This is a genomic window from Chitinophaga sp. 30R24 (assembly GCF_049056765.1).
Lineage (GTDB): Bacteria > Bacteroidota > Bacteroidia > Chitinophagales > Chitinophagaceae > Chitinophaga.
Genome location: NZ_JBJGXX010000002.1, coordinates 526309 through 551089 on the forward strand (window position 1 = coordinate 526309; position 24781 = coordinate 551089).

18 protein-coding genes are annotated in these 24781 nt (G+C 44.8%); 12 read left to right on the forward strand and 6 right to left on the reverse strand.

Annotated features, from left to right (window positions below; translation table 11 throughout):
* The first annotated feature begins 8 nt into the window (after positions 1–8).
* The 5 genes from ACDQ55_RS08840 (at position 9) to ACDQ55_RS08860 (ending at position 8222) form a co-directional block, all read left to right on the forward strand.
* Complete coding sequence (locus tag ACDQ55_RS08840; protein ID WP_420981005.1) at positions 9–1817, forward strand: LA_2272 family surface repeat-containing protein; 1809 nt, start codon at positions 9–11, stop codon at positions 1815–1817.
* Between the two features lie 71 nt (positions 1818–1888).
* Positions 1889–3004: a hypothetical protein gene (locus ACDQ55_RS08845; RefSeq protein ID WP_420981006.1), complete on the forward strand. Its 1116-nt coding sequence runs from the start codon at positions 1889–1891 to the stop codon at positions 3002–3004.
* Positions 3005–3107: 103 nt separating this feature from the next.
* The gene (locus ACDQ55_RS08850; RefSeq protein ID WP_420981007.1) at positions 3108–3530 is read left to right on the forward strand and encodes a hypothetical protein; all 423 of its coding nucleotides are present in this window, start codon (positions 3108–3110) and stop codon (positions 3528–3530) included.
* Between the two features lie 252 nt (positions 3531–3782).
* A complete protein-coding gene (locus ACDQ55_RS08855) occupies positions 3783–6314 on the forward strand; it encodes a phosphocholine-specific phospholipase C (RefSeq protein ID WP_420981008.1) in 2532 nt (843 codons plus the stop codon).
* A gap of 312 nt (positions 6315–6626) precedes the next feature.
* A complete protein-coding gene (locus ACDQ55_RS08860) occupies positions 6627–8222 on the forward strand; it encodes a L,D-transpeptidase family protein (protein WP_420981009.1) in 1596 nt (531 codons plus the stop codon).
* 43 nt (positions 8223–8265) lie between these two features.
* Here ACDQ55_RS08860 and ACDQ55_RS08865 read toward each other — a convergent pair whose 3' ends face one another.
* The gene (locus tag ACDQ55_RS08865) at positions 8266–9033 is read right to left on the reverse strand and encodes a murein L,D-transpeptidase catalytic domain family protein (RefSeq protein WP_420981010.1); all 768 of its coding nucleotides are present in this window, start codon (positions 9031–9033) and stop codon (positions 8266–8268) included.
* A 232-nt stretch (positions 9034–9265) separates the two neighbouring features.
* Between ACDQ55_RS08865 and ACDQ55_RS08870 the strand changes: the two genes are divergently transcribed.
* The gene (locus ACDQ55_RS08870; RefSeq protein WP_420981011.1) at positions 9266–10045 is read left to right on the forward strand and encodes a DNA-formamidopyrimidine glycosylase family protein; all 780 of its coding nucleotides are present in this window, start codon (positions 9266–9268) and stop codon (positions 10043–10045) included.
* Here the strand turns inward: ACDQ55_RS08870 and ACDQ55_RS08875 are convergent.
* From ACDQ55_RS08875 to ACDQ55_RS08895, 5 genes are all read right to left on the reverse strand, one after another.
* The gene (locus tag ACDQ55_RS08875) at positions 10034–10417 is read right to left on the reverse strand and encodes a DUF72 domain-containing protein (RefSeq protein ID WP_420981012.1); all 384 of its coding nucleotides are present in this window, start codon (positions 10415–10417) and stop codon (positions 10034–10036) included. The genes ACDQ55_RS08870 and ACDQ55_RS08875 overlap by 12 nt on opposite strands.
* Before the next feature lie 4 nt (positions 10418–10421).
* On the reverse strand, positions 10422–11240 hold the full coding sequence (locus ACDQ55_RS08880; RefSeq protein WP_420981013.1) for an SDR family NAD(P)-dependent oxidoreductase: 819 nt from the start codon (positions 11238–11240) through the stop codon (positions 10422–10424).
* 12 nt (positions 11241–11252) lie between these two features.
* Positions 11253–12149: a phytanoyl-CoA dioxygenase family protein gene (locus ACDQ55_RS08885; RefSeq protein ID WP_420981014.1), complete on the reverse strand. Its 897-nt coding sequence runs from the start codon at positions 12147–12149 to the stop codon at positions 11253–11255.
* Positions 12150–12660: 511 nt separating this feature from the next.
* A complete protein-coding gene (locus ACDQ55_RS08890; protein ID WP_420981015.1) occupies positions 12661–13878 on the reverse strand; it encodes a tetratricopeptide repeat protein in 1218 nt (405 codons plus the stop codon).
* A 107-nt stretch (positions 13879–13985) separates the two neighbouring features.
* Positions 13986–14963: a sugar phosphate isomerase/epimerase family protein gene (locus ACDQ55_RS08895; protein WP_420981016.1), complete on the reverse strand. Its 978-nt coding sequence runs from the start codon at positions 14961–14963 to the stop codon at positions 13986–13988.
* Positions 14964–15279: 316 nt separating this feature from the next.
* On the opposite strand from ACDQ55_RS08895, the gene lepB reads away from it, so the two are divergent.
* The 6 genes from lepB to ACDQ55_RS08925 all read left to right on the forward strand — a co-directional run bounded on the left by lepB (position 15280) and on the right by ACDQ55_RS08925 (position 24736).
* Positions 15280–16476, forward strand: a complete 1197-nt coding sequence (gene lepB / locus ACDQ55_RS08900; protein ID WP_420981017.1) for a signal peptidase I — start codon at positions 15280–15282, stop codon at positions 16474–16476.
* Between the two features lie 112 nt (positions 16477–16588).
* Positions 16589–17551 (forward strand): YheT family hydrolase, encoded by a 963-nt coding sequence (locus tag ACDQ55_RS08905; RefSeq protein WP_420981018.1) that lies wholly within the window; start codon positions 16589–16591, stop codon positions 17549–17551.
* An 86-nt stretch (positions 17552–17637) separates the two neighbouring features.
* Positions 17638–18228 (forward strand): RNA polymerase sigma factor, encoded by a 591-nt coding sequence (locus ACDQ55_RS08910; protein WP_420981019.1) that lies wholly within the window; start codon positions 17638–17640, stop codon positions 18226–18228.
* Positions 18229–18313: 85 nt separating this feature from the next.
* Entirely contained in the window at positions 18314–19486 is a 1173-nt protein-coding gene (locus ACDQ55_RS08915) for a FecR family protein (RefSeq protein WP_420981020.1), read from the forward strand.
* 315 nt (positions 19487–19801) lie between these two features.
* A complete protein-coding gene (locus ACDQ55_RS08920) occupies positions 19802–23161 on the forward strand; it encodes a TonB-dependent receptor (protein WP_420981021.1) in 3360 nt (1119 codons plus the stop codon).
* Between the two features lie 21 nt (positions 23162–23182).
* Positions 23183–24736 carry a RagB/SusD family nutrient uptake outer membrane protein gene (locus ACDQ55_RS08925; protein ID WP_420981022.1) on the forward strand — a complete coding sequence of 518 codons (1554 nt, stop codon included), beginning with the start codon at positions 23183–23185 and terminating at the stop codon, positions 24734–24736.
* The last annotated feature ends 45 nt before the right edge of the window (positions 24737–24781 follow it).

Consider the following 24781-nt stretch of genomic DNA (forward strand, 5'->3'; position numbering starts at 1 on the left):
CCAACCCTATGTTACTGCAAAAACAATTGCTGGTTTTATTTTTAATCTGCGCTATATCTGTAAGAGTGGCCGCTCAAGGGCTGCTTAATAAAACAGTGAGCATAGAAGTTAACCAGCAACCTCTCGCTGAAGTGTTGAACAGTATCGGTAAACAAGGCAATTTTTATTTTTCTTATCTGAGCACTATTCTTCCTAAAGATAGCCTGGTAAGTATTGTTGCTAAAAATAAAACAATAAAACAAGTGCTGGATCTGTTATTCGCCGGTGATTATATATACAAAGAGTCGGGCGATTATATCATCTTGCTCCGGAGATTGCCGGGGCAGGTGGTGTACCAGGTCAGCGGGGTGGTGATAGACCGTAAAACCGGGCAACGGGTATCCAATGCCAGTGTATACGAGCGACAGCAACTCACTGCTACTTTAACGAATAGCGATGGTTATTTCAGGCTGCGGTTAAAGGATAAATATCCTACCGCGGCCATCAGCGTTAGTAAAGACCTGTATATAGATACTTCTGTTTTGATCACCGCGGGATACGACCAGGAAGTAGCGCTGCATATTTCCCCGGCTACCTATCAATTGAAAACAGTAGATATTACTAGCCGTGCACAGGTGGAAAAAACCTGGTTTGGTAAGGTGTTCCTATCTTCCCGTCAGAAATTGACCAGTTTAAATCTGGGTGCTTTCCTCGCAGATAAACCTTATCAGGTATCGCTAACACCTGGTCTGGGTACACATGGTAAAATGAGCGGGCAGGTAGTGAATAAATTTTCCTTTAATATGTTAGGCGGCTATGCCGCCGGGGTAGATGGTGTGGAAATAGGGAATGTTTTCAACATCGTGAAAAAAGATATGCAACACGTACAGGTAGCCGGGTTGTTTAATATCGTAGGCGGTAAAACCAATGGCATACAGGTAGCCGGATTCCATAACAATGTACTGGATTCTATGAATGGAGTACAGCTATCGGGGGGCAGCAACATTACAGAGGGAAGTATGCGAGGCGTACAGGTTACCGGCGCAGTAGGGCAGGTATATGGTAATATGAATGGCGTACAGGTGCAGGGATTGGTTGGCGTTACCCGTGGTAATACATATGGTTGGCAAGTAGCAGGCGCATTGTCTTATACAGGCGGCTATATGGAAGGATTACAGTTGAGCGGCTTAGGTGTTTATAACAGGAAAGAGGCGCATGGTGCGCAAATAGCAGGTGCATGGAATATTAACCGGGGCACGATGAGAGGTGTGCAGATTTCGGGCCTCTTTAACTATGCCCGGCAGATGAATGGTGTACAGATAGGACTGGTGAATGTAGCAGATACTATAAACGGGTATAGTATCGGGGTGATCAATATTGTACGCAAAGGATATAAAAAAGTGAGTGTATACTGCACCGATGTATTGCCGTACAATATTGCCTGGAAAACAGGCCGCAGTAAACTATATAGTATATTGCTGGCAGGGCTTAGTACTGGTATCAATAATAAAGCGTGGGGAATAGGATATGGTATTGGAAAATTGATTCCATTGCATACCTTATTGGACCTTTCTGCTGAAGTAGCGGTGCAGAATATATTTTTAGGTAACGGGAGCCACAGCATACAGGTATATAGTTTACAGCCTTCATTGCATGTAAAGTTGTACAAGAGCATTGAATTATTTGGAGGTCCTGCGTTGTCGGTAAATAAGCATGATAATGTAGGATCGCTACCTGGTTATAAAGCAAATATACCAGGCGAACATTATCCTTCCTTTGGTGCTGGAGGCAATGCCACTGGCTGGCTGGGCTGGCAGGCTGGTGTCATGTTTTTTTAAATTCCTTTTAATAATCATAGGGGTAGAGCAGTTGCAGCGTGTCGTTATACCATACGTAATAATGAACACACATGAGAACAATTTCTTTTTACTCCAGTTTCTTTTTAAGTTTTTTTTTCTTTACCGGTTATGTGCAGGCACAAACCAGTATGGCACATGTAGGATTGGTGTACCCATGGAGCACCAATGGGAAAAATGCAGGCAACTATACTAATCACTTTTCCTTGCACCTTATTGCAGGCGTATCTAAAGCGGAAACCGGTGTGGCGATAGCAGGGGGGGCCAATATTATCCGCGAACGGGCATCCGGTGTGGAAATCGCAGGTTTTTCCAATCATATTGGTAATAGTTATCACAGTGCACAGTTTGCAGGTTTTATGAACCAGGTGAAGAAAAACGCAGATGGATTGCAAGTAGCAGGTTTCCTCAACCTGGCAGAGGGATTGCATGGACTGGAGGTGGCAGGATTTGCCAACATAGTAAGCAAAGATGCGAATGGTACGCAAGTAGCCGGCTTCATGAACCAGGCAAAAAATAATTCAGCATTGCAGCTGGCTGGTTTTTTAAACGGAGAGAAGAATGGAGATGTACAGATAGCCGGCTTTCTGAATCAATCGGCAGATGTGCATACCCAGATAGCCGGTTTTTTGAATATTGCAAAGAAGGTAAAAGGTGTACAGATTGGCTTTATCAATATTGCAGATAGCAGCGAGCATCCTATTGGTGTGTTGAATATTGTAAAGGGTGGAGAAAAACAGGCCAGTATCAGTATAGATGAAACGGGTACATTGATTGGTGCGTTTAAATCTGGCAGCCGCGTATTGTATGGTGTACTGGGCATGGGATATAATGTAAAGAACAGCACATCGTTATATGCATTGCAGGCGGGCATTGGTATGCATCTGCCATTGTTCTCCCATTTCAGGATCGATGTAGAAGGCACTAATACAGTAATGGCCGATTTTAAGAAAGGTTATTATCACCGGCCATCACTGGGCATTTTTCCTACCTATCGTTTTGGCCGTAGGATAGCGTTGTTTGCTGGTTCTACCTTTAATTACCTGCATACCGAATATGGAGTAGGAAAGGATCTCCGGCATCATTATATCTGGTCGGAAACGGTACATCGCTATAAATTCAATGCAGTGTATGTAGGTGTTGCGGGGGGAGCGGCTATGTTTTTCTAGCAGGTAAAATGCTTTAGTATATCGCTGTAGTATAAACGTAAAATTATATGTCTTCCGTGAAATGGCATTGTATTTGGTATCATCCATTCTAAATACATACTATATGAGAACATGGCTTTACTTTCCACTGCTTTTACTGGGTTGCATTTTCATCATGTCTGGTTGCAAAAAAACAACCAATGAATATGTTATTCCTAACCAAACTATTCTGTACGAAATTAATCCTGCAGACTGGCAGCGCAATACTTCTGATGGTTCTTACACTTATTCCATTTCTGTTCCTGAACTGCAGAATGTAAATCAAACCGATGCTGTGATCGTGTCTATGGCCAGATATGTTGCAGGTAGCAATGCCGCACCACAGGAGTATGAATTGTTGCCTGAAGTATTTAATCACCAATCGTATAATGTACTGCACGACAATAAATATGTATTTCTGCAGATCCTGGGTATTGAAGGTTATGCTGCTGCAGTACCTCCAACCCGCGTAAGGATCAAAATTGTGCTTATTCCATCTGTGCAATAACCACTTTACCATTTTTTAACTTATATACCAGGGCGCTGCGAAAGCAGGGCCTTTTTTATGTGGTGCAACAACTTGTACGTAGGGGCTGCGGCGTTTTATCGTGGAAGAATAATACTCCATTAGCCTGGCGGATAAACCGTAACAATAATATAACCGCTATTTAGCCTAGTTCTTGTTTTCAGGGTACAATTTTTTAGTATTTTTCCTTTTCACGTGATTCCCTTACAGTGAATATGAAAATTCAACATATCAATGGATAACAGAAGAGATTTTATTAAAAAGGCGGCCTTATTGTCTGGCGCTACCGGCGTATTCAGTGCTTTGCCTGCTTCTATTCAACGGGCATTGGCAATAGATCCCCAGCCAGGGTCTACTTTCCTGGATGCTGAGCATATTGTGGTATTGATGCAGGAGAACCGTTCTTTTGATCATTGTTACGGCACTCTCCGGGGCGTACGTGGTTACAATGATCCCCGGGCCATTCAGTTGCCCAACAAAAATCTGGTATGGCTTCAAAGTAACGGAGAAGGCGCTACGTATGCCCCCTTCCGTTTAAACATCAAGGATACCAAGGCTACCTGGATGAGCAGCCTGCCGCATTCCTGGAGTAATCAGGTAGATGCCCGTAATAATGGCAAATATGATCAATGGTTGTTGGTGAAACAATCCGGCAATAAGGAATGGGCGCCTATGCCGCTTACCCTCGGATATTACAACCGGGAAGATATTCCTTTTTATTACTCTCTGGCTGACGCCTTTACCGTGTGCGACCAGAATTTCTGTTCTTCCCTCACCGGTACTACTCCCAATCGTTTACACTTATGGACTGGTACCCTGCGGGACGAACAACATGCTTCGGCGAAAGCCAACGTATGGAATTCCGATGTAGACTATGGTGCTGAAGCCCACTGGAATACTTTTCCTGAGAAGCTGGAAGATAACGGCATCTCCTGGAAGATATACCAGAATGAAGTTAGTGCCGCTGCCCTGGAAGGTTATAAAGACGACATGCTGGCTAATTTTACTGATAATCCCATGGAGTGGTTTACTGCCTTTAATGTGCGTTATTCTACTGGTTATATCGCTTATCTGCAACGGCGGTTAAAGCAGATTCCGGAAGAATTAAATGCGTTGGAGGAAGAAAAGAAACGTGCTGCGGATCAGACCAAGCTGTTGAAGAAAGAGGCAGACCTGAAGGCTGAACTGGCGAATGTGGAGAAGGAAGCTACTGTGTACACTGCGGAAAACTTTGCGAAACTGTCGCAACGCGAACAAAGTCTCCATAGCAAAGCATTTACTACTAATATCAACGATCCGCATTATCACGATCTGGAAACGCTGACCTATATGGACGGCGGTACTGAAAGAACAATGGAGGTGCCTAAAGGCGATATCCTGCACCAGTTCAGGGCGGATGTGAACGAAGGCAAACTGCCTGCCATTTCCTGGCTGGTAGCCCCCGGTGAATTTTCGGACCATCCCGGATCGCCCTGGTATGGCGCCTGGTATGTATCAGAAGTGTTAGATATCCTTACTACCAAAGAAGAAGTGTGGAAGAAAACCATTTTCATTCTCTGCTATGATGAAAATGATGGCTACTTCGATCACGTGCCGCCTTTTGTACCCCCACATAAACCTGGTACAGGAAAGGTTTCTGCCGGTATTGATACAGGGCTGGAATATGTTACCAAAGAAGAGGAAGCCCGCAAAAAACACCTGCAGCCCGACGAGATCCGGGAAAGCCCGGTAGGCCTGGGCTACCGCGTGCCTTTGGTGATTGCTTCGCCCTGGAGCCGTGGTGGTTATGTGAATTCACAGGTATGTGACCATACTTCCATCCTGCAGCTGATGGAACATTTCCTGCAACATAAAACAGGTAAACCTATCCGGGAAACAAATATTTCCGCCTGGCGCCGTGCTGTGTGCGGAGATCTTACCTCCGTTTTCCGTCCGTTTAACGGCGAAAAAGTGACGGTGCCTTTTCTGGAACGGAATGAATTCGTTGAAATGATTCACAATGCCAAATTCAAAAAGCTGCCGGATGGCTTTAAGGCATTGACACCAGAAGAAATTGCAAAGGTGAATGCCCATCCTGCCGCATCGGAGTGGATACCACAACAGGAAAAAGGCGTGCGTGCCTCCAATGCCTTGCCATATGAGCTGTATGTGTCTGGTAAGCTGAGTGAAGACCGCCAATCATTCGATATTAGCTTTGAAGCTGCCGATAAAGTATTTGGCAACCAGGCGGCCGGTTCCCCATTCAACGTATATGCACCTGGTAGATACCTGCAGGAAAGCTCTCAGGTACTGGAGCCGTTAAGGGCCTGGTCTTACGCTGTAAAAGCAGGCGACCGCTTGCAGGATACCTGGCCTTTGGCCGCTTTTGAAGATGCGCAGTATCACCTGAGGGTATATGGTCCTAATGGTTTTTACCGCGAATTTGCTGGTAATGCAGAAGATCCGAAGGTGGAGATCCAGTGTATTTATCAACGTAGTATTACCAATACTAAAAAGCTCACTGGTAACGTGGCCCTGAAATTGATGAACCACGGCGATAAAGCGGTGGAAGTAGTGATCGATGATATGGGTTACCATAAAGGACAGCTGAAAAAAATGGTGGCTCCCCGTACAGAGGCTACGTTGGTGATAGACTTGATACAAAGCAAAGGTTGGTACGACCTGGCGGTGAAGGTTTCCGGAAGCCGTTTATTTGCACAGCGCTATGCTGGTAGGGTAGAGACTGGTAAAGAGGGCATCAGCGACCCGGTAATGGGCAGGATATAAAACTAGCTATGCAGTAAATTGAAAGATTAAACAGGGACGTAATATTTACAACGATCATAGAGTAGAAGAGGATGTATCAAAAGTAATTTTTACCTGATTTTATTCGGGTACTTGATGGAGAGAAATCTCGTTTACGCGATTCTCAAGCCTATTCAATTACTTTTGATACATCCTCTTTTCATTTTTCATCAATAATTATTTTGTTGTTGCGCTATATGCACAAGTTGTAACAGATGAGCCACGTTTCCCGGATGAAAGAAGCCTTACAGCGACGTAAACCATTCCGGCTTTCATTTTGATGGATAGAAGGATATGAAAAGATTATCCTTGTTTACGTTGTTGGTGTATTATATGGTCTTGCTTTGGGCTTGTGGTTCCTTTTCTACCCCTTCTCACACTGATGCTGTAGTGGCAGACTCGCTGAAAAGCGATCCCATCACTCCCTTAAATACAGCTATTACACCGGAGAACGCGTATAACGACCTGTTCCTGGATAGTTCCGCGATCACAAAATTTATTGCTTCCGAAAATCTGGATGCTTATACTGCCAACCGCATGCGTAGTTTTTACAATGCAAGGAATTATGAGTTTGCCTGGCTGGACAGCAGGGGAGCCGTAGAGCAGGCAGCTGCTTTCAGGAGCCTTTATAACTACAGCAAAGATACAATGAACAACAAAGCATTGGACCGGCAGCTCGATGCACTGGTAGACAAGGATAGCCTGGGTATCTCCGCCACTGACGCATCCGCTATTCATACGGAGCTAGAGCTTACCTGGCGGTTGATCAACTATTTTAAAGAAACATCGGGCAGTGTAACCCAGCTGGAGCATATGGTGCCCACGCAGCGTTATCCGGCGATGGAATTAGCGGATTCGATGTTACAAACGGATGATGCCATGTATCCGGCAGTAGCGCCTATGAAGGCGTCACTGAAAATTTATATGGATATTGTGCGTCAGGGTGGCTGGGAACCGGTTGGCCCGGTGAAGGGGTTGCGGCAGGGGCAATCTTCCCCCCTAATACCAGCTATCAAACAACGTCTTTGGGTTACAGGGTACCTGCCTGAGAACGATAGCAGTAAAATATATACTGAAGCATTGGAAACCGCGGTAAATACTTTCCGCAGTAGTCACGGGTACAAACCTACCGGTATACTCAACGATACGGTGATCAGGGAGTTGAATGTGCCTGCAGATACCCGGTTGCAACAGCTCCTGGTGAATATGGAACGGATGAAATGGATGCCTGCAGCGCCCAAAGGGAAGTTGATATTAGTGAATATTCCCGCTTTTGTGCTGCATGTAACAGACGATGGGAGAAAGCTATTTGATATGGATATTGTGGTAGGGAAGGAAGGTCATAGCACAACCATGTTTTCCGGTGTATTGAACCAGGTAGTGTTCAGTCCCTATTGGAATGTTCCGCGCAGTATTATAAGAAAGGAAATATTGCCCGCCATGGGGCGTAATAAAGGTTATCTGGCTGCGCATCATATGGAAATAACAGGCCGGTCTGGTGGAGTGCCCGTGATTCGGCAATTACCTGGTCCGCATAACGCATTAGGAAGGGTTAAATTCCTGTTTCCCAACAGTTATAATATATACTTCCACGATACACCGGATAAGGGCTTATTTGCCCGCGATAACCGTGCTTATAGCCATGGTTGTATCAGGCTGAAAGAACCCGTAAAAATGGCGCAATTTGTATTGGAAGACCAGCCGGAATGGACAGATGAAAGAATGGACGATGCCATGAACAGTGGACGGCAACGGTTTGTGGCCGTAAAAAATCCTGTACCGGTGATCATTACTTATTATACCGCTTGGGTAGATGATGACGGGCAGCTGTGTTTTGCTTCAGACGTGTATGGACACGATGAAGTGTTCAAAAAGAAGCTCTTTAAATGATTTTGGGATCTTTTTTGTAAAGACCCCAAAAATCAATTCTTTATCAGGATGCGATATCGTTATTATCGCTCGCTAAAATCTTTGTATGCGCAGAATAATATTTATCCCTTCCGTATAAAAACAGACAGGTGCCATTCTGGATACGTTCAATCACCTTGCGGTGAATGCTTTCAGGGATGGCGGGGCAGCCAAGGCTACGACCCAAATATCCCTGCAACCTGGCAAGGTTTTCATTTACATAAGTTGCGCTATGCATCACGATACCTCTGCTCATCGCATTGTCGTTAATGCCAGCTTCTTCTCCCAGCAAACGAAGGGAATAACCATGTTCGCCATTGTAAGTGCTGCCGGTAATATAAAATCCCAGGCTGCTCTTAAAGCTGTTCATCGCATTGGAAAAAGCGTTGGCAATATCTTTGCCGGAATTTCTGCCGTGGGATACCAATGTGTTAAAAAGTAACTGTTTGTTCTTCATATCTATTACGAACAAACGTTTTTTGGTACTGGGCAATGAAAAATCCACAATAGACAGTACATCCGGATTTTTAATCCGGCCTTTTCCCTGTAAATACTGATAACCGATTATTGCATTTTTAAAAGCTTCCCGGCTCAGACCAACAGTGTCTAGTCTTATATCGTCGTATAGACTTGACTGTAAGGAGTCCAATTTAGCTATGGCAACAGGAGCCAGCTTATTGTTGGCATCCAAGTTGTTTTCAGCTTTAGTTTTAGTTAAGGAAGTAATCAAAAATGCAAAAAAGCAAATAATAAAAACAAAAATGAACGGTTTTACCGTTTTCCTCACACTCATACTCACTCCGTTATGTTTTTGGTTTACTAAGAAGGCATAGATACCCTAAAAATCACACGTGCAAAATTAACGATTTTTTATCTCTCCAGCAAGGTATTGGCTCTCGTAAGAGGCCGCTGGTACGGTATTTTAACAGGTTTTTCACATAGGTATGAAATCTGTATAAGTATAAAAATAAGCAGGTGTTAATGGTCTGTATTTTAAAATATCCTACATTCAGAAAAAATAAGTTATGCCTGAATTACCCGATTTACAAGCCTTTCAACATAATCTCGAAAAAGCCTTGCTGCATAAAAAGCTGCAATCCATCACCATAAAAAATGCAAAAAAACTTGCTGTAAAACCAGATGTAATTGCAGCAGCGCTCGATGGGCAAAAATTAGAGCAGATTCAACGGGTAGGAAAGGAGTTGCATTTTGTGTTCGCTAATGGGCATGTGCTGGGAATGCACTTAATGCTCCACGGAAAGTTATACTTCTTCCAAAAGAAAAATGAAGAGAAATATACTATTGCAGAGCTGTTATTTTCGGATGGCGCCGGTTTGGCACTCACGGATTTTCAGGCATCGGCACATGTTTTTCTGGACCCACCATCTAAAGATGCTCCAGATGCTTTATCGGATGCGTTTGATGAAATATATCTGACCGATTTATTGGGCAAGAAAAAGATCAGCATTAAGAAGTTCTTGTTAGACCAGCATAATGTATTGGGTATCGGTAATGCTTATGCAGATGATATTTTATGGTATGCCAGGATCTCCCCATTTTCTATTTGTAATAAAATTCCGGCTGCTCAGATAAAAACGCTGTTAAAAGCCATCAAGAAGATACTAACAGATGCAGAAAAGAAAATACTAAAGCATGATCCGGATATTATACGTGGGGAGATCCGCGATTTTATGCTGGTGCATAACTCCAAACTGAAAGAAAGCCCGGATGGGGGAGAGATCAGGCAATCTACCGAGGGAGGCAGAAAAACTTACTATACCGATGAACAGGTATTATTTGAGTAAATGTATGAGCTGTTGTGCATTTTGTAAGGCATAACCATCGTTATTGAAAAAGGCCCATATCTGATATTTTTGCTGTTGCCAGGCTTGGATTTTGCCGGCGTATTCTATCATGGATTTTTCTGGATATAAGGAGTTATACTGCCCGTTAGGCCCATGAAATCTCATGTAGATATGTTTGGCTGTAATATTTTCTGCGTAGGGCCATCGCCCACGGGAAACGGCGATCACCCAGGCAATTTTATATTGCTGCAATAAGGCAGTGGCATCTTCGGCCAGCCAGCTATTATGGCGTGCCTCTACGGCAAACCGGTAATCGCCATAGCCTTGTGTTAATACCCGGAAAAAGTATACTACCATTATTACAAATGGCATTCCGCTAGTAACTGGCCGCCAGCGCTGCTGCTTCCTTTTTATTTTTTTGGGGTTCATAGATACCCGCAGCGATCTTCTCCACAAAGCTTTTGGGGAAGAACTTGGGTAGCCAGGCATTGAGTTTATTGGTAAAGCCTGGAATGATTTCCGCCTTGCCTTTAAACAAGCCTTCTATCGCTATTTTGGCAACACTTTCCGGCGTCATGTTGAACCGGGTGGCTACTTTGCGGGTATAGTCGCCCATGCGTGCCCGGTTTACGAAATCGGTATCTGTACTGCCCGGGCTAAGTGCACTCACAGAGATATTGGAATGCCTTAACTCATAACGTAGCCCACGCGTAAAAGAGAGGGCAAATGCTTTGGTAGAAGCATATATGTTGAGATAAGGAACGGTTTGATAGGCGGTGGTACTGGCAAGGTTCAACAGGTACGCCTTGGGGAACTGCCGGAGTACGGGAATATAGGCGTAGGAAAGGCCTACCTGTGCTTTAACGTTTACATCAATGATGTTAAACTGTTCGGCAAGGGTGAGCTGTTCGAAAGGTCCGTTAATGCCATACCCCGCATTGTTGACCACTACGGAGAGCTGATCATGGTAGGTGCTGGTCCAACGGGTTACTTGTTGCAGGGCATCCGGTAAAGACAGATCCTGGTGTAACGTATATACGTGTACGTTATATTTTTCAGATAAGGCTGCTGCGGTGGCAAGGAGGCTTGCTGCATCCAGATCTACCAGCAGTAGATGATAATTTCTCGCTGCTAGCTCTGCTGCAATTGCTTTGCCGATTCCTTTGGCTGCGCCGGTAACTAATGCGTAAGACATACCTGTTGTATTTTATAATGATGTTGTAGTGTTTATTTTAGCAAGGCTTTCTGTAGTGGCCTTAGCATTTGTCCAATGCAGTTTTCCGCCGTATAAATGTTGTTTGAGATACGCCAGTTTGTGGTAGAAAGGTGTAGGGCTATTTGCAGTTTTAGGCTGATAGGCGCCTGTGATAATAGGTACATACATGACCCTTCTGCGGCTTTTTTCGCCCGTAACAGGTGATTGTTGCACGCGGTGCCACAGGCGGCCATCGTGTACGGTAAGATCGCCGGCATTGATGTTAAAGCCTACTTCCCTTTTATCGGGGTTATTGTCGATGAAATACTTCTTCCTGAATAATAATTTAAATAAACCCTGATGATGTGTGCCTGGCAATACCCGCAGGCCGCCGTTATCGTAAGGGCAATCGTCCAGGTGGATGCCCACATTGAGCATAGGTAGTATGCGTGACCCGAGGAACAGGTCACGGGGACTGTCGGTATGCCAACCCAGTTGTTTAAATTGGCTTTCAGTTGTGTTCACATAATGGTTTACTACAAGGCCATCTTTTTCATGTTCGCCAATGCGGCCGGAGTAAGGGCCTAGTAAAGCGATGAGCGATTGCAATCTTTTATCTTTCAGGAAATCCCGTAACACATTGCTGTAGTGCGAAGTAAAGGCAATGCGTTGGATGATCGGGCTGCCATCCACGTCTGTACCGAATTTCAGCGGAATGCCATTTACCTTTTGGATGTTGTTGTTCAGCAGAAAATCCTGTACCTGCTGTACTTCCCGGAGAACCAGGGCTAATTGGTCTGCGGAAAGGAAATTTTTAAATTGTATGATTCCATATTTATGGAAATATGCGATATGCGCGTCCGTAACCCCTTCTTCGAGGTGGAACACGGGTTGGTTATTCGTATTCATGACGAGGTACTTTTAAGTTGACAGTGATAAATCAGTTGTTGAAATAAAAATGGCTAAGCGGCATTTGGTGGAGTGGCCGCAGGTAGGGATGGATTAACAACAACAACAAGATGCTGCTTTGATCTGGCAGTTGGCGGTAGCCCATAACAGGCGGGAGGCTCGGTGGTGGTAATGTGTGTTCATGGTGAATATATTTAATTAGTCTACCAATCTTGTAGATAAATATAGGTATTCCGTTTTAACTGCAAAAATTTTTTTAGGCAAGCTACAAGTGCTCCTGTAGCCCTGTTGCAGGGATATCAGTAAAATGATCTATTCGTGTAAGCAGATCAATGTGTTAGGTAAGTGGAAATAATGTTGAAAGGAGGGGGTGGCATGTACTGTATTACAGTGCCATACTGTAATGTGTTTGCAGGGCCTGTGGCAGTGGGTAGCTCCAGAGACTTTCTACCGGTAGTAGTTCCGGCAGAAAGTCTGTTGTAGTGCAGGCATACAAATGCCTGGTTGCTGTTTAGATAGGCTCATTGGTGAGATGTGCCAGCCATTGTTGTGCAAATTCATTTTCTGGCTCCAATTCCAACAGTTGCCGGAAAGCGGTAATGGCAGCAGGGATCTGGTCCATTTGATAAAAGAGGATTGCCCGGTTTAGGTGTACATAAGGATTTTCCGGCGCAATAGTTAGTGCTTCATCATATACGGTTTGTGCCTGGTCGTATAGTCCGAGGAGCATTAGTATAGAGCCTTTGTTCATGAGCAGGTTAGGCTCTCCGGGGGATAGCTCCAGTCCTTTGTTGGCGTATTGCAGTCCGAGTTGTAAGCGGTCGTATACGCTTTGTTGCATGGCTTCATTAGCTCCCTGTTCTTCCATATGGGTAATGGAAGCATTGGCTTCCTGCAGCATCTGCACTACCTGCTGTTCGTACCATGCCTGGCTTTTTTCTACTTGTGCTGTGAAGGGAATTGTTTCCAGGTCGATTTCTTCTTCCGGGTCGGCAGTTGGTTTCATTTTGTCTGCGGCAGGGGCATACCACCACTGGCAGAATTTCCCCAGTTCACCGCCCACCGGTAGTTCATCTGCCGGAGGCAATCCTTCATCAGGGATCGATTCGTTGGCCACTACCAATTCCAGTATTGCTTCCAATGCTTTATAATGTATGGTTTCCCCTTCTTGTTCTGCCTGCATTACCAGGTAGGGAATCAGCAGGTACCAGCTGCCCAGGAGGGCTTTATCTTTTTGTTCCCCAGCATTTTCAGCTACTTCCAGGGCCAGGCTAAAAGGGTCGAGGATTGTGGGCGCCTCGGCGTCTTTTCCACTGAGTAACCCGTTGGCAACCAGATTGCCCCAGAGAATGGAACCTGCATCGCAGTAAAGGGTGTACGTTTGGGTGTTGAAGTTGTAGTGGGCATAGCCTGCTACCGGATTGGTTGCTGCGTCCCATGTTTCGGTAGGCCGCTGGTAAATGAAACTGAACTTCTGCCGGGTCGCCAGTTCATCAAACCAGGCCTGGTGTGCAGCATAATCCGGATGCGCGCTTATCGGAAATGTATATACGAAATGATGTTTTACCAATAGGTCCATCACCCGGAAATGTGTAAAGCCGGTGTTGAACTGCTGCTGTAAATTGTACAGATTAAAAAAGAGGCTTCTGCGGTCCAGTTCTTCATCCTGACTTTTATCCAGGCAATAAATGGAAAGCTCTACCAGTGTTTCTACGTCATGCATCGCCATAAGTAACTTACTTTCGTGCAAAGCTAGCTACTTTCCGGGAAAATCTTACCCCGGAGGCGTATAAGTGGATATAGGCGTGTTCCTATATCCACTTGTTTTCCACCAACTTATTTCAGCAGTACGTTTTTCAGGTATTGATAACTTTTGGTTACACTGGTGAATGGATCAATAGTGATTTTATCTTGCTCTACAAACAGGTGTTTTACACCTGCTAGGTCGGCTTGGGCAAATATTTTACGGAAATTGATACTGCCGGTGCCCACTTCTGCAAAAGTAACGCTGGAGAGCAGGTCTGCCGAGTTTTTATTTTCATTGCCGGCGGCGGTCAGACTGCCCGTATTGTTTTTATCCATGTCTTTTACATGCCAGGCTACAAATCTGCCGGGAGCTTCTTTGAAGAGGGTTATAGGATCGCGCCCGGATTTTATCGCCCAAAAGAGATCCAGTTCAAAAGATACCAGGGAGGGGTCTGTTTCTTGCAGCAGTATATCGTAGCCGGTTTTACTGGTGTTGGCCAGTTGTTTGAATTCCCAATAATGGTTATGGTAGCCGATATGGAGATTAGCTTTTTTACACAGTTCGCCGGCTTTATTTAATTGAGACGCCATAAACTGGTAGTCGGCGGGTGTTAATTTTTTATCCCACAGGGCTGGGGGCAATACCGGTACAATAAAGTATTGTTGTCCCAGGGCGGCAGCCAGCTCTATTTGTGGTTGCAAGGCTGCTGCATTACCATTACCACGTACCAGGTAATCGTTGAGTTGATAATGCCCGCTGGGGGTAGTAAGTTGATATTGTTGTAAGAGCGCCGACAGGGCTTTAGGAGTGAGCCCCCAGAATAGTCCTTTATCGTTGGCTCCCTGATAACCATAAAAGGTTTCTACTTCCTGGTAGCCAATACCGGCTACTTTGGCAATGGTGCCTTTGGGATCTTTAGCCAATTGATCGCGCAGGGTATATAATTGTAAGCCTATTTTTTTAGGTAGCGCTCTACCGGCAGTAAAAGCAGATAAAGAGCCTGGTAACATCATGGCTGCGGTGATCAGGCCCGTTTGACGGAGGAAGTCGCGTCTTGAAGTATACATGATAGTAATATTTTTGTAACGTGGGTAAATGAATAACGTTTGAACGTGGTTATATCAGGCAATTTAATAAATCAGATTTAACTTGTTCAATTTTTTTAAAAAGAAAAGTGAAGTTGATGGTTTTTCGCAGGTACTGACTAATATAGATGTATATAACGTTATCGATTATACGAAAATATATATGCATGTACTGCAAAGTCAATGCAGTAGATTACTGCAGCCAGAATGCAGCTGTTTTTTTTCGTGTAAAATTTAGAAAGTTGTGGTTTAAATTAAGTAAATTGTTCAACCTTACTTATCCTAAACCGCGTCCAGCATGAACATTTTTTTTGGTAATATAAAAAAGGCAGGAGAAGGAACCAGGAAGAAGAAATCAAAGCTAAAGGAATGGATAGAAGCTGTTATTTTTGCTGTTGTTGCTGCTACCCTCGTCCGTACTTTTATTTTTGAAGCGTTTGTTATTCCTAGTCCCTCCATGGAGAAAACCCTGCTCGTTAATGACTTTATTTTTGTTAGTAAGCTTAGCTATGGCCCCCGTATACCTAATACGCCGTTGGCATGGCCATTTACCCTCCACACATTGCCGTTCACCAAAAACACGCCGGCCTTTAGTATGGCTGTACAGTGGCCTTATAAAAGGCTGCCCGGTTTTGGGAAGATTAGCAGGAACGATGTGATTGTATTTAATTATCCCTGTGGAGACACTGTGTTAAAGAGCAAAGGTGGAGAGGACGAGGATTATTATAACTTGGTGAGGGGTTTAGGTTATGATCGTGTCTGGAAAGATTATTCACCGCCAGTGTACCGGCCGGTAGATAAAAGGGAGAATTGGATCAAGCGGTGCATTGCAGTTGCAGGGGATACGGTCAGTATCGATGAAGGTATTATTTATATCAATGGGCAGGCCACCAGTTCACCCCGGCATTTTGAGGCCCGGTATGATGTAAGCATGCCCGATCACAAAAAAATGAGCGATTCATTGCTCAACAAACTGGATATAGACCGGAGAGTAAGAGATACCCAGGATTCTACCATTTTTTCGTATACCCTTGTCTCCGATAACGTTGATGCCTTACAGGCCATGGGTGCTATTGTGAAACGCAGGGCGACGATAGTGGGCGCAGGCAGCGACATCAGGATATTTCCATTTGATCCGCAGCATTATGAATGGAACGAAGCTTGTTTGGGCCCTATATACATTCCTAAAAAAGGAGCGACTATTAAGCTGGACACCTTTAATTTGTCGCTATACCAGCGTGCCATCGTTACCTATGAACACAATAGTCTTCAGGTGCGAAACGGAAAAATCTACATTAACAACCAGGAAACAGATAATTATACTTTTAAAATGAATTATTACTGGATGATGGGGGATAACCGTGATGAATCTTTGGACTCACGTTTCTGGGGCTTTGTACCGGAAGACCACATCATAGGCAAAGCCTGGTTGATTTGGTTAAGCTACCATCAGAACCGGATCAGGTGGCGGAGGTTGTTCTCCGTGATCAGGTAAGCAGCCGGCAGTGATTAAAGATAACAGTGTTTCCAGGGAATTGTGAAGCTGAGTGCTAGCGATTGGCCACCAGTCCGTTCAAAAACTATCAGCTTTTTCCTAATTTCGTGGCATGCCGTTGTTACATGAATCAGATTACCAGGCGCCTTTTTTATTAAGGAACCGTCATTTGTTGACGATTTATCCCTCCTTGTTCCGCAGCATTAAGCCGGCAGCATATAGACGGGAGCGGATAGCTACGCCCGACGATGATTTTCTGGATCTGGATTTCAGTGAAAGGGGTGGGAAAAGTATTGTAGTTATTTTACATGGATTGGAAGGGAATTCCACCCGTAAGTATGTACTGGGGATGGTACATATATTTAATGAAGCAGGATTTGATACGGTATCGTTGAATTTCCGGGGTTGTAGCGGGGAGTCGAACCGGCAGCTGCGGTTTTACCACAGTGGGGAAACCGGCGATCTGGATACAGTAGTGCAACACCTCGTGGCATTAAAGCAATATGAGGCTATCCATTTGGTGGGATTTTCCCTGGGCGGCAACGTTACCTTGAAGTACATGGGTGAACGGGGGGCTTCCCTGGAAGGGGTGATCAGGTCGGCAGTGGCCATTTCTGTTCCCTGCGATCTGAGAAGTGGGGCGGCGGAGTTGGAGCAAAAGCACAACGTTATCTATATGCAGCGCTTTATCCGGGATCTGGAACAGAAGCTCCGGTTAAAAGCGCAACAGTTTCCGGGCAGCATTGATTTAGACGGTTACCGGGAGATACGTTCTTTCCGGCAATTCGACGACCGGTACACCGCGCCTATGCATGGGTTCAAAGATGCCCTCACTTATTGGGAGCAGAGTAGTTCGCTGCCCTGGCTGGAGCATATCCGGATACCGGTGTTATTGATCAATGCGGAAGACGATCCCTTTTTGGGAAAAGGGTGTTACCCTTATGAGATAGGGGCCGCAAGCCAATATCTGTTCCTGGAAACGCCGGAACAGGGTGGACATGTGGGGTTTGTGCAGTTTGGGGGGGATTTTTACTGGTCAGAGAAGAGGGCGCTGGCTTTTTTACAGGCTATGTAGTAGCGTGGGGCTATTTGTATTTTTTCGGGGTTTTGCTTATATTACAGTCGGACGGTGTGCATAAATTTAAAACTGTTTTTCTCAATATGGAGCGAATGCCATTTGAAGAGGAAGTATTGCAGCGGGTGATAAAAGGTGATGAATTGGCTTTTTCCAATATCTACCGGCACTACCATTCTTCCCTCTATACCTACCTACTACGCTTTTGCAAAGTACCTTCCCTTGCAGAAGACCTTGTGCATGACGTATTTCTGAAGGTATGGGAAATCAGGGCACGTATTAATCCGCAACTTTCTTTTAGTGGTTATCTTTACAGGATTGCCAGAAACCATGTACTAAAAACCATTACCAAATTAGCCACCGACGAACAGATGCGGGAACAAGTGTTTTTGCAGCTGGTACACCAGGATGCGGGGTTAACAGATCTGGCGGTAAGAGCCAGGGAATATGACCGCTTATTCCAGGAGGCCCTTAGTAAAATGACTACCCAGCGCTTGAAAGTATTCCGGTTGTGCAGGCAGGAAGGCCATACTTATGAGGAAGCAGCAGCTATGCTGGGCATTTCCCGTGATGCAGTAAAAAAACATATGGTACTCAGTATGCGCTTTATACAGGAGTATATTTATCTACATGGCGATATTTTGGTGGCAGTATTCCTGTTGATTAACCTGGTCTGAAATTTTTTTTTTCACCGAGGTACCCTTTCTTTAAATTTCCGGATATATAATACAGGGCCTTTGTTTAAATGGCCCGCAGATAGTAATGAATCAACCAGAAAACAAGCAGGAAGCATTATTGCAGAAATACCTGAATGGGGAATGCGACCCTGAAGAAATAGCTATTTTATATAGCTGGTTATTTTCTTCAGATAAACATAAGCACCTGCTGTCTGTGATGAAGGATGATTTTGAGCGGGTATTACAGCAACAGCCAGTGTTACCGGAAGAAATAAGTAACCGTATTGAAATGCGGTTGCTGCAATCTATTGATAGCAGGAAGGTAAATCTGGTACCCCGGAGCCGTTGGTGGGGATGGGCTGCTGCGGCAGCTGTAGCGCTGTTACTAACAACAGCTGGCGCTTACTATTATTATAGGATACCGGATAAAGTGGCTGCGTCTGCAGTGGCAGCTTCCACAATAACAGACATCATGCCGGGTACAAATAAAGCAGTATTAACGCTGGCAGATGGCAGTGTAGTAACGTTAGACAGTGCTGGCAACCAGGTGATACAACAAGGAGGTACACGCGTGCAACAGGCCAATGGTAAATTGCAATATGCCATGGCAGACGGCAAAGCGCCTGTAGGGTTTAATACGCTGAAAGTACCATGCGGAGGACAGTTTACAATTGTACTGTCGGATGGTACGCAGGTATGGCTGAATTCCGCTTCCAGCCTCCGTTATCCTACCTCATTTACGGGTAAGGAAAGGGTAGTGGAAATGCAGGGGCAGGGTTATTTTGCAGTAAAACAAAATGCCCATCAGCCTTTTGTTGTGAAAGTAAATAATACGGAAGTACAGGTATTAGGAACCGACTTCGATATTATGGCTTATTTGGATGAAGAGGAGATGAGGACTACCCTGGTGAGCGGCGCAGTGAAAGTGAAACAGGGCAGCACTGAAAAATACCTGAAACCTGGCCAGCAGGCAGCTATTGATAATAACACGGGGGTAATGGAAGTACGTAAGGCAGACATCAGCAGCGTAACCGCCTGGAAAACGGGTTTCTTTGAATTCGACAATACCAATATATACACGATTATGAGGCAGTTAGCCCGTTGGTACGATATAGAAATAGACACTAAAAACGGAGACAATAAACTTTATGGCGGCAGAATAAACCGGAATTTGCCGTTATCAGAAATGCTGTCTTTATTGGAAAGCAGCGGTGCCAAATTTATACTTGAGGGTAAAAAATTAACCGTTATAAGATAAAATGAAATAAAAATTAACTTGATAAGATAATTATTGTAGCGTCCACGTAGCGCATCCACGTATTTGTAAAAACTGATAAATATTTAAACAGAATGACTACAACTGAATCAAGCTAGTCAGGGGGAAAGTGTTGCCCATAAAAAACCGGAAGTGCTCGCAACACTCCCGGTACGGTTTGGGCGCCCTTGAATTTCAGTCACTTAATCAAAGAACTATATTTCCAGAATTCCCAAACACTACAAAAGTATGCAATTAAACTTTAGTGGTATAATTTCCTGTACCCGGAAATTACTATCAACCAAAATGTTCTGCGTTATGAAAATGACCGCCTTTTTGCTTCTTTCAGCTTGCCTGCATATCAGCGCAAAAGGATTGTCGCAGCAGATCACCCTTTCGGAAAAAAATGTATCACTGAAAAAAGTACTTAAAGAAGTTGCCCGTCAGGCGGGTATTTCAGTGATATATGATGAGGCTTTACTGTCTTCTTTCGCACCTGTAACCGTTGACGTTTCTAATGTATCTGTAAAAGAAGCATTGGACGTATGCCTGAAAAATCAACCACTGGCATATGTTGTAGAAGGAAATCGTATTACACTGGTAAATGTAATGCCGGAAAAAATGGCAGCAGATTCCAGTATAACTGTTACCGGTAGGATAGTGAATGAACAGGGAGAGCCTATTCCGGGTGCTACTGTACGCATACAGAATTCTGTATCCGGTACTGCGGCAGATGCTGAAGGTAAGTTTACACTCAAAGTGCCCAGCCGCAAAAGTTTGTTGCTGGTGTCTTTTATTGGTTACGACACTAAAACTGTAGCCGTAACTAACAGTCCGATTACAATACAATTAAAGCCTGCTAATACTGCCCTTACAGAAACGGTGGTAGTAGGTTATGGTATACAAAAGAAAAGCGTGGTAACCGGCGCTATTTCCAGCGTTCGTGCTTCCGATATTGAGTCGCAACCTGTAACACGCGTAGAGCAGGTTCTGCAAGGCCGTACTTCAGGTTTAACCATTGCCGCCAGTTCCGGCCAACCTGGTTCCAGCGCAGCGGTACGTGTAAGGGGGATTACTTCCTTCAACAACAATAACCCACTGTGGGTAGTGGATGGAGTAGTGGTAGATAACGACGGTATCGGTTATCTGAACCAATACGATATTGAATCTGTGGAAGTACTGAAAGATGCAGCTTCCCAGGCTATTTATGGTGCGCGTGCTGCCGGTGGCGTTATCCTTGTTACTACTAAAAAAGGTAAGGCAGGCAGGATCAGTGTAAGCTACAATGGTTACTATGGTATTTCTGCACCTGCTCATAAGCTGAAATTGCTCGATGCTACCCAGTATGCTACCCTGCGCAACGAGGCTTTAACCAACGATGGGGATGCTCCTGCTTATGCAGATCCTAAATCACTTGGTAAAGGAACCGATTGGCAGGCACAGATCTTTAATAATAATGCTATCCGCCAAAACCACGAAGTCAGTATCAGCGGCGGTACCGACAGGTCTTCTTTCTATTCTTCCTTCGGCTACCTGAAACAGGAGGGTATCGTGGCTACGGATATCTCTAAATACGAACGCGTTAACTTCCGTCTGAATACTTCCCACAAAATTACCCCCTGGCTTACCTGGGGAGAAAACGTAGGTTATTCTTACGAAAAAACAATCGGTATTGGTAATACCAACAACGAATTTGGCGGCCCGTTGAGCTCTGCTATCAATTTAGATCCTACTACACCGGTAGTGATTACTGATCCTGCTATAGCCAACAGCGCCCCTTATTCCAATAATCCTGTAAGAAGAGATGCTTTGGGCCGTCCTTATGGTATTTCTACAGTAGTAGGGCAGGAAATCACCAACCCACTGGCATATATCAGCACCCGCCTGGGCAACTATAACTGGTCGCATAACCTGGTAGGTAACACTTACCTGGAAATGGAACCTATAAAAGGCCTGAAATTCCGCTCTACCATGGGCGCAAAGGTTGCCTTCTGGGGTGATGAAACCTTCACTCCTGTATTCTATCTCAATAGCTCCACCAGCAATCCCCGTTCTTCTTTTAACCGTGGTCAGCACCAAAGCTATGCATGGAACCTGGAAAATACGGTATCCTATACACGTAGTTTCGAACGGCATAATATTACTTTGTTAGCGGGTCAGGGTGCCTATATGGAAAACAGGGAAAAAGAGCTGAACGTACAGTTCTTCGATATTCCTGCCGAAACATTCGACCAGGCTTCCCTGAACTTTAAAGTGGCTGCCGGCAACCGTATCTCTAACGGTGCAGAAGGAATTGAGCACCGTGTGTCTTCCCTGTTTGGCCGTATCAACTATAACTACGCAGAAAAATACCTGGTAGAAGGTATCCTTCGCCGGGATGGATCTTCCCGTTTTGCCAAAGAATATCAATATGGCCTGTTCCCTTCTTTCTCGCTGGGATGGGTGGTATCCAAGGAAGGCTTCTGGAACAATAATAAAGTGATCGACTTCCTGAAGATCCGTGGAGGCCATGGCTCGGTAGGTAGCGATAACATCGGCGACCTGGCTTATCTCTCCACCATTGGTAGCGGCAGGAACTACACCTTTGGCACTAACCAAAACTATGATGTAGGTTACAGCCCTAACGCGCCTGCTAACCCTAAACTGAAATGGGAATCTACCAGCCAAACCAACATCGGTTTTGAAGCTACATTATTGCATAATATCAACCTGACCTTCGATTGGTATAATAAAAAGACCAGCGATATCCTGCAGAAACCACGTATCCCTTCTTACCTGGGCGCTATCGACAACCCGGCTGCTAATGTGGGAAGCATGACCAACAGCGGGGTGGAACTGGAACTGAACTATCATAACAAATTTGGCGCAGTGGATTTCTCTGCCGCCGGTAACGTGTCGTACCTGAAAAATAAGGTAACCTTCCTGGGCGCAGGCGTAAAAACCATTACAGAACACCAGGAGACTTTCCAGAACATGCCTGAAATTGTTAGAACAGAAGTGGGCTACGCTTTCAACTCTTTCTATGGTTACAAGCAAACGGGTATCTTCCAGACACAGTCTGATATCGACAACTATGTTGATAAAAAAGGTAATAAAATACAGCCTAATGCCAAACCAGGTGATTTCCGTTGGGCCGACCTGGATGGGGATGGCGTAATCACCGATAACGACCGTATGTTTATCGGTAACCCTACTCCCAGCTGGACTTATGGAGCTACAGTAACGGCTGCCTATAAAGGATTCGACATCCTGATCTTCGGACAGGGCGTTTCCGGTAATAAGATCTTCCAGGGCTTACGCCGTTTGGATATCGCTAATGCCAACTATCAGACAAAAGCACTGGACCGCTGGACCGGCCCCGGTACTTCTAACGATTATCCAAGGTTGAGTGTAAAAGATCCTAATAAGAACTTCTCTAATCCTTCCAGCTTCTATCTGGAAGATGGCAGTTACTTCAGGATCAAAACACTGCAGATCGGGTATTCATTACCACAAACAGTTACAAAGAAAATCGGTTTACAGAAAATACGTGTGTACGTGATGAGTGAAAACCTGCTGACCATTACCAAATACACTGGTTATGATCCTGAAATAGGTGGTACCAATGCACTGAGCATTGACCGTGGTATTTATCCGCAGGCCCGTTCTTTTATGGGTGGTTTGAACGTTACTTTCTGATAATTTTAAAGCTGACTAAAAATGAAAAGAAAATACACATATATCCTTGCTATGACTGCAGGAATGCAGTTGTTAAGTGCTTGCAGCAATAAATTCCTGGAAGTAGATCCCAAAGGAACATTCCTGGAAGATACCTATTACAGAAATGCTACAGAAGCTTTTAATGGCCTGGTAGCCGTATATGACGTAGTAGGCTGGCAAGGCAGCAACTATGTTACCAAAATAGGTACTATGGACGCCGCCAGCGACGATCAGCTGGCCGGCGGTGGTGGTCCTTCCGATGTCATGGCTTTCCAGGTAATGTCTAATTGGACGATTACTCCGGGTGTAGGTCCGCAGGATGAATTATGGAAGAAAGGTTATTCCGGCGTTTCCCGTGCTAATGTGCTGCTGGAAAAATTACCGAAGACCAATATGGATGATAATCTGAAGAAACGCTTTGTGGCGGAATGTAAACTGCTACGGGCCTTCTTCTATTTCGACCTCGTACGGATGTTTAAAAGCGTTCCGCTGTTGCTGAGAACCTATAATACTTCCGAAATGTATACGGTAACACAGGCTGCACCAGAAGATGTGTACAAACAAATTGAAGCCGATCTGAAAGATGCTATCGCAGAAACCAATCTGCCGGATATGGTAGATCCCACTTCCGAAGGAGGCCGCGTTACTAAAGGTACTGCGCATGCCCTGTTAGGTAAAGTATACCTGTACGAACAGAAGTGGGCGGAAGCTGCTACTGAGCTTCAGGAAGTAAATGGCGGCACACCCGGTCAGATAAATGCTAAATACGGTTACAACCTGGTACCGGATTTTGCTTCGCTTTGGAAATCTGATCCCACCAGTAAGTTTAACACGGAATCTATCCTGGAAGTTTCCTATAACTCCATTTCCGGTGGTACCTGGAGCGCTATAGGCAGCACAGATGGCAACCTGTTGAACATCATGACCGGCCCCAGAAACTACAAAGCCCTCAAGCCAGGCGCGCCAGATTATGTATCTGGTTGGAGCTTCCTCATTGTAACGAAAGACCTATATGATGTAATGCACTACGATCCGCGTTTTCAGGCTACTATCCTGGATATGGACAGCCTGAAAAGAAATGGTATTGCTGATTATGATCCGGATGCAGGTTACAAGAACACTGGTTACTTCATCAATAAATTCTGTGGCCGCGTATCCAACGAAAGTAAAGGTGGCGGTAACATGGAGCTGAACTTCCCGCAGAACCTCTACGAAATCCGTTTAGCTGATACTTACCTGATGGAAGCAGAAGCTTTGGTGAAATCTGGTCAGGGAACCGGCGCCGGCTCACGCGCGTATAACCTGTTAAATGCCGTGCGTAACCGTGTAGGCCTCGGACCTATTGAAGCAACCATCGATAACATCTTTAAAGAAAGACGCCTCGAACTGGCTGGTGAAGGTCATCGTTTCTTCGACCTGGTAAGAAGCGGTCAGGCTTATGATGTGCTGAAAGACAGAGGGTTTACTAAGAATAAAAACGAAATCCTGCCTATTCCATTATTGGAATTGCCTAATACACAGTTGAAGCAAACACCTGAGTGGGGAGGTCAATAATATCCATTGTGTTCAGGAATTTTTTTATTTCCTAATTCCGGAGGA

What these genes read in the sequence shown, in the direction of transcription:
- ACDQ55_RS08865 (WP_420981010.1), bottom strand. Translation starts at nt 9,033, where the DNA reads ATGAGTGTGAGGAAAACGGTAAAACCGTTCATTTTTGTTTTTATTATT.
- ACDQ55_RS08885 (WP_420981014.1), bottom strand. Translation starts at nt 12,149, where the DNA reads ATGAATACGAATAACCAACCCGTGTTCCACCTCGAAGAAGGGGTTACG.
- ACDQ55_RS08870 (WP_420981011.1), top strand. Translation starts at nt 9,266, where the DNA reads ATGCCTGAATTACCCGATTTACAAGCCTTTCAACATAATCTCGAAAAA.
- ACDQ55_RS08890 (WP_420981015.1), bottom strand. Translation starts at nt 13,878, where the DNA reads ATGGCGATGCATGACGTAGAAACACTGGTAGAGCTTTCCATTTATTGC.
- ACDQ55_RS08915 (WP_420981020.1), top strand. Translation starts at nt 18,314, where the DNA reads ATGAATCAACCAGAAAACAAGCAGGAAGCATTATTGCAGAAATACCTG.
- ACDQ55_RS08895 (WP_420981016.1), bottom strand. Translation starts at nt 14,963, where the DNA reads ATGTATACTTCAAGACGCGACTTCCTCCGTCAAACGGGCCTGATCACC.
- ACDQ55_RS08855 (WP_420981008.1), top strand. Translation starts at nt 3,783, where the DNA reads ATGGATAACAGAAGAGATTTTATTAAAAAGGCGGCCTTATTGTCTGGC.
- ACDQ55_RS08840 (WP_420981005.1), top strand. Translation starts at nt 9, where the DNA reads ATGTTACTGCAAAAACAATTGCTGGTTTTATTTTTAATCTGCGCTATA.
- ACDQ55_RS08925 (WP_420981022.1), top strand. Translation starts at nt 23,183, where the DNA reads ATGAAAAGAAAATACACATATATCCTTGCTATGACTGCAGGAATGCAG.
- ACDQ55_RS08845 (WP_420981006.1), top strand. Translation starts at nt 1,889, where the DNA reads ATGAGAACAATTTCTTTTTACTCCAGTTTCTTTTTAAGTTTTTTTTTC.
- ACDQ55_RS08850 (WP_420981007.1), top strand. Translation starts at nt 3,108, where the DNA reads ATGAGAACATGGCTTTACTTTCCACTGCTTTTACTGGGTTGCATTTTC.
- ACDQ55_RS08920 (WP_420981021.1), top strand. Translation starts at nt 19,802, where the DNA reads ATGAAAATGACCGCCTTTTTGCTTCTTTCAGCTTGCCTGCATATCAGC.
- ACDQ55_RS08875 (WP_420981012.1), bottom strand. Translation starts at nt 10,417, where the DNA reads ATGCCATTTGTAATAATGGTAGTATACTTTTTCCGGGTATTAACACAA.
- ACDQ55_RS08880 (WP_420981013.1), bottom strand. Translation starts at nt 11,240, where the DNA reads ATGTCTTACGCATTAGTTACCGGCGCAGCCAAAGGAATCGGCAAAGCA.
- ACDQ55_RS08860 (WP_420981009.1), top strand. Translation starts at nt 6,627, where the DNA reads ATGAAAAGATTATCCTTGTTTACGTTGTTGGTGTATTATATGGTCTTG.
- ACDQ55_RS08910 (WP_420981019.1), top strand. Translation starts at nt 17,638, where the DNA reads ATGGAGCGAATGCCATTTGAAGAGGAAGTATTGCAGCGGGTGATAAAA.
- lepB (WP_420981017.1), top strand. Translation starts at nt 15,280, where the DNA reads ATGAACATTTTTTTTGGTAATATAAAAAAGGCAGGAGAAGGAACCAGG.
- ACDQ55_RS08905 (WP_420981018.1), top strand. Translation starts at nt 16,589, where the DNA reads ATGCCGTTGTTACATGAATCAGATTACCAGGCGCCTTTTTTATTAAGG.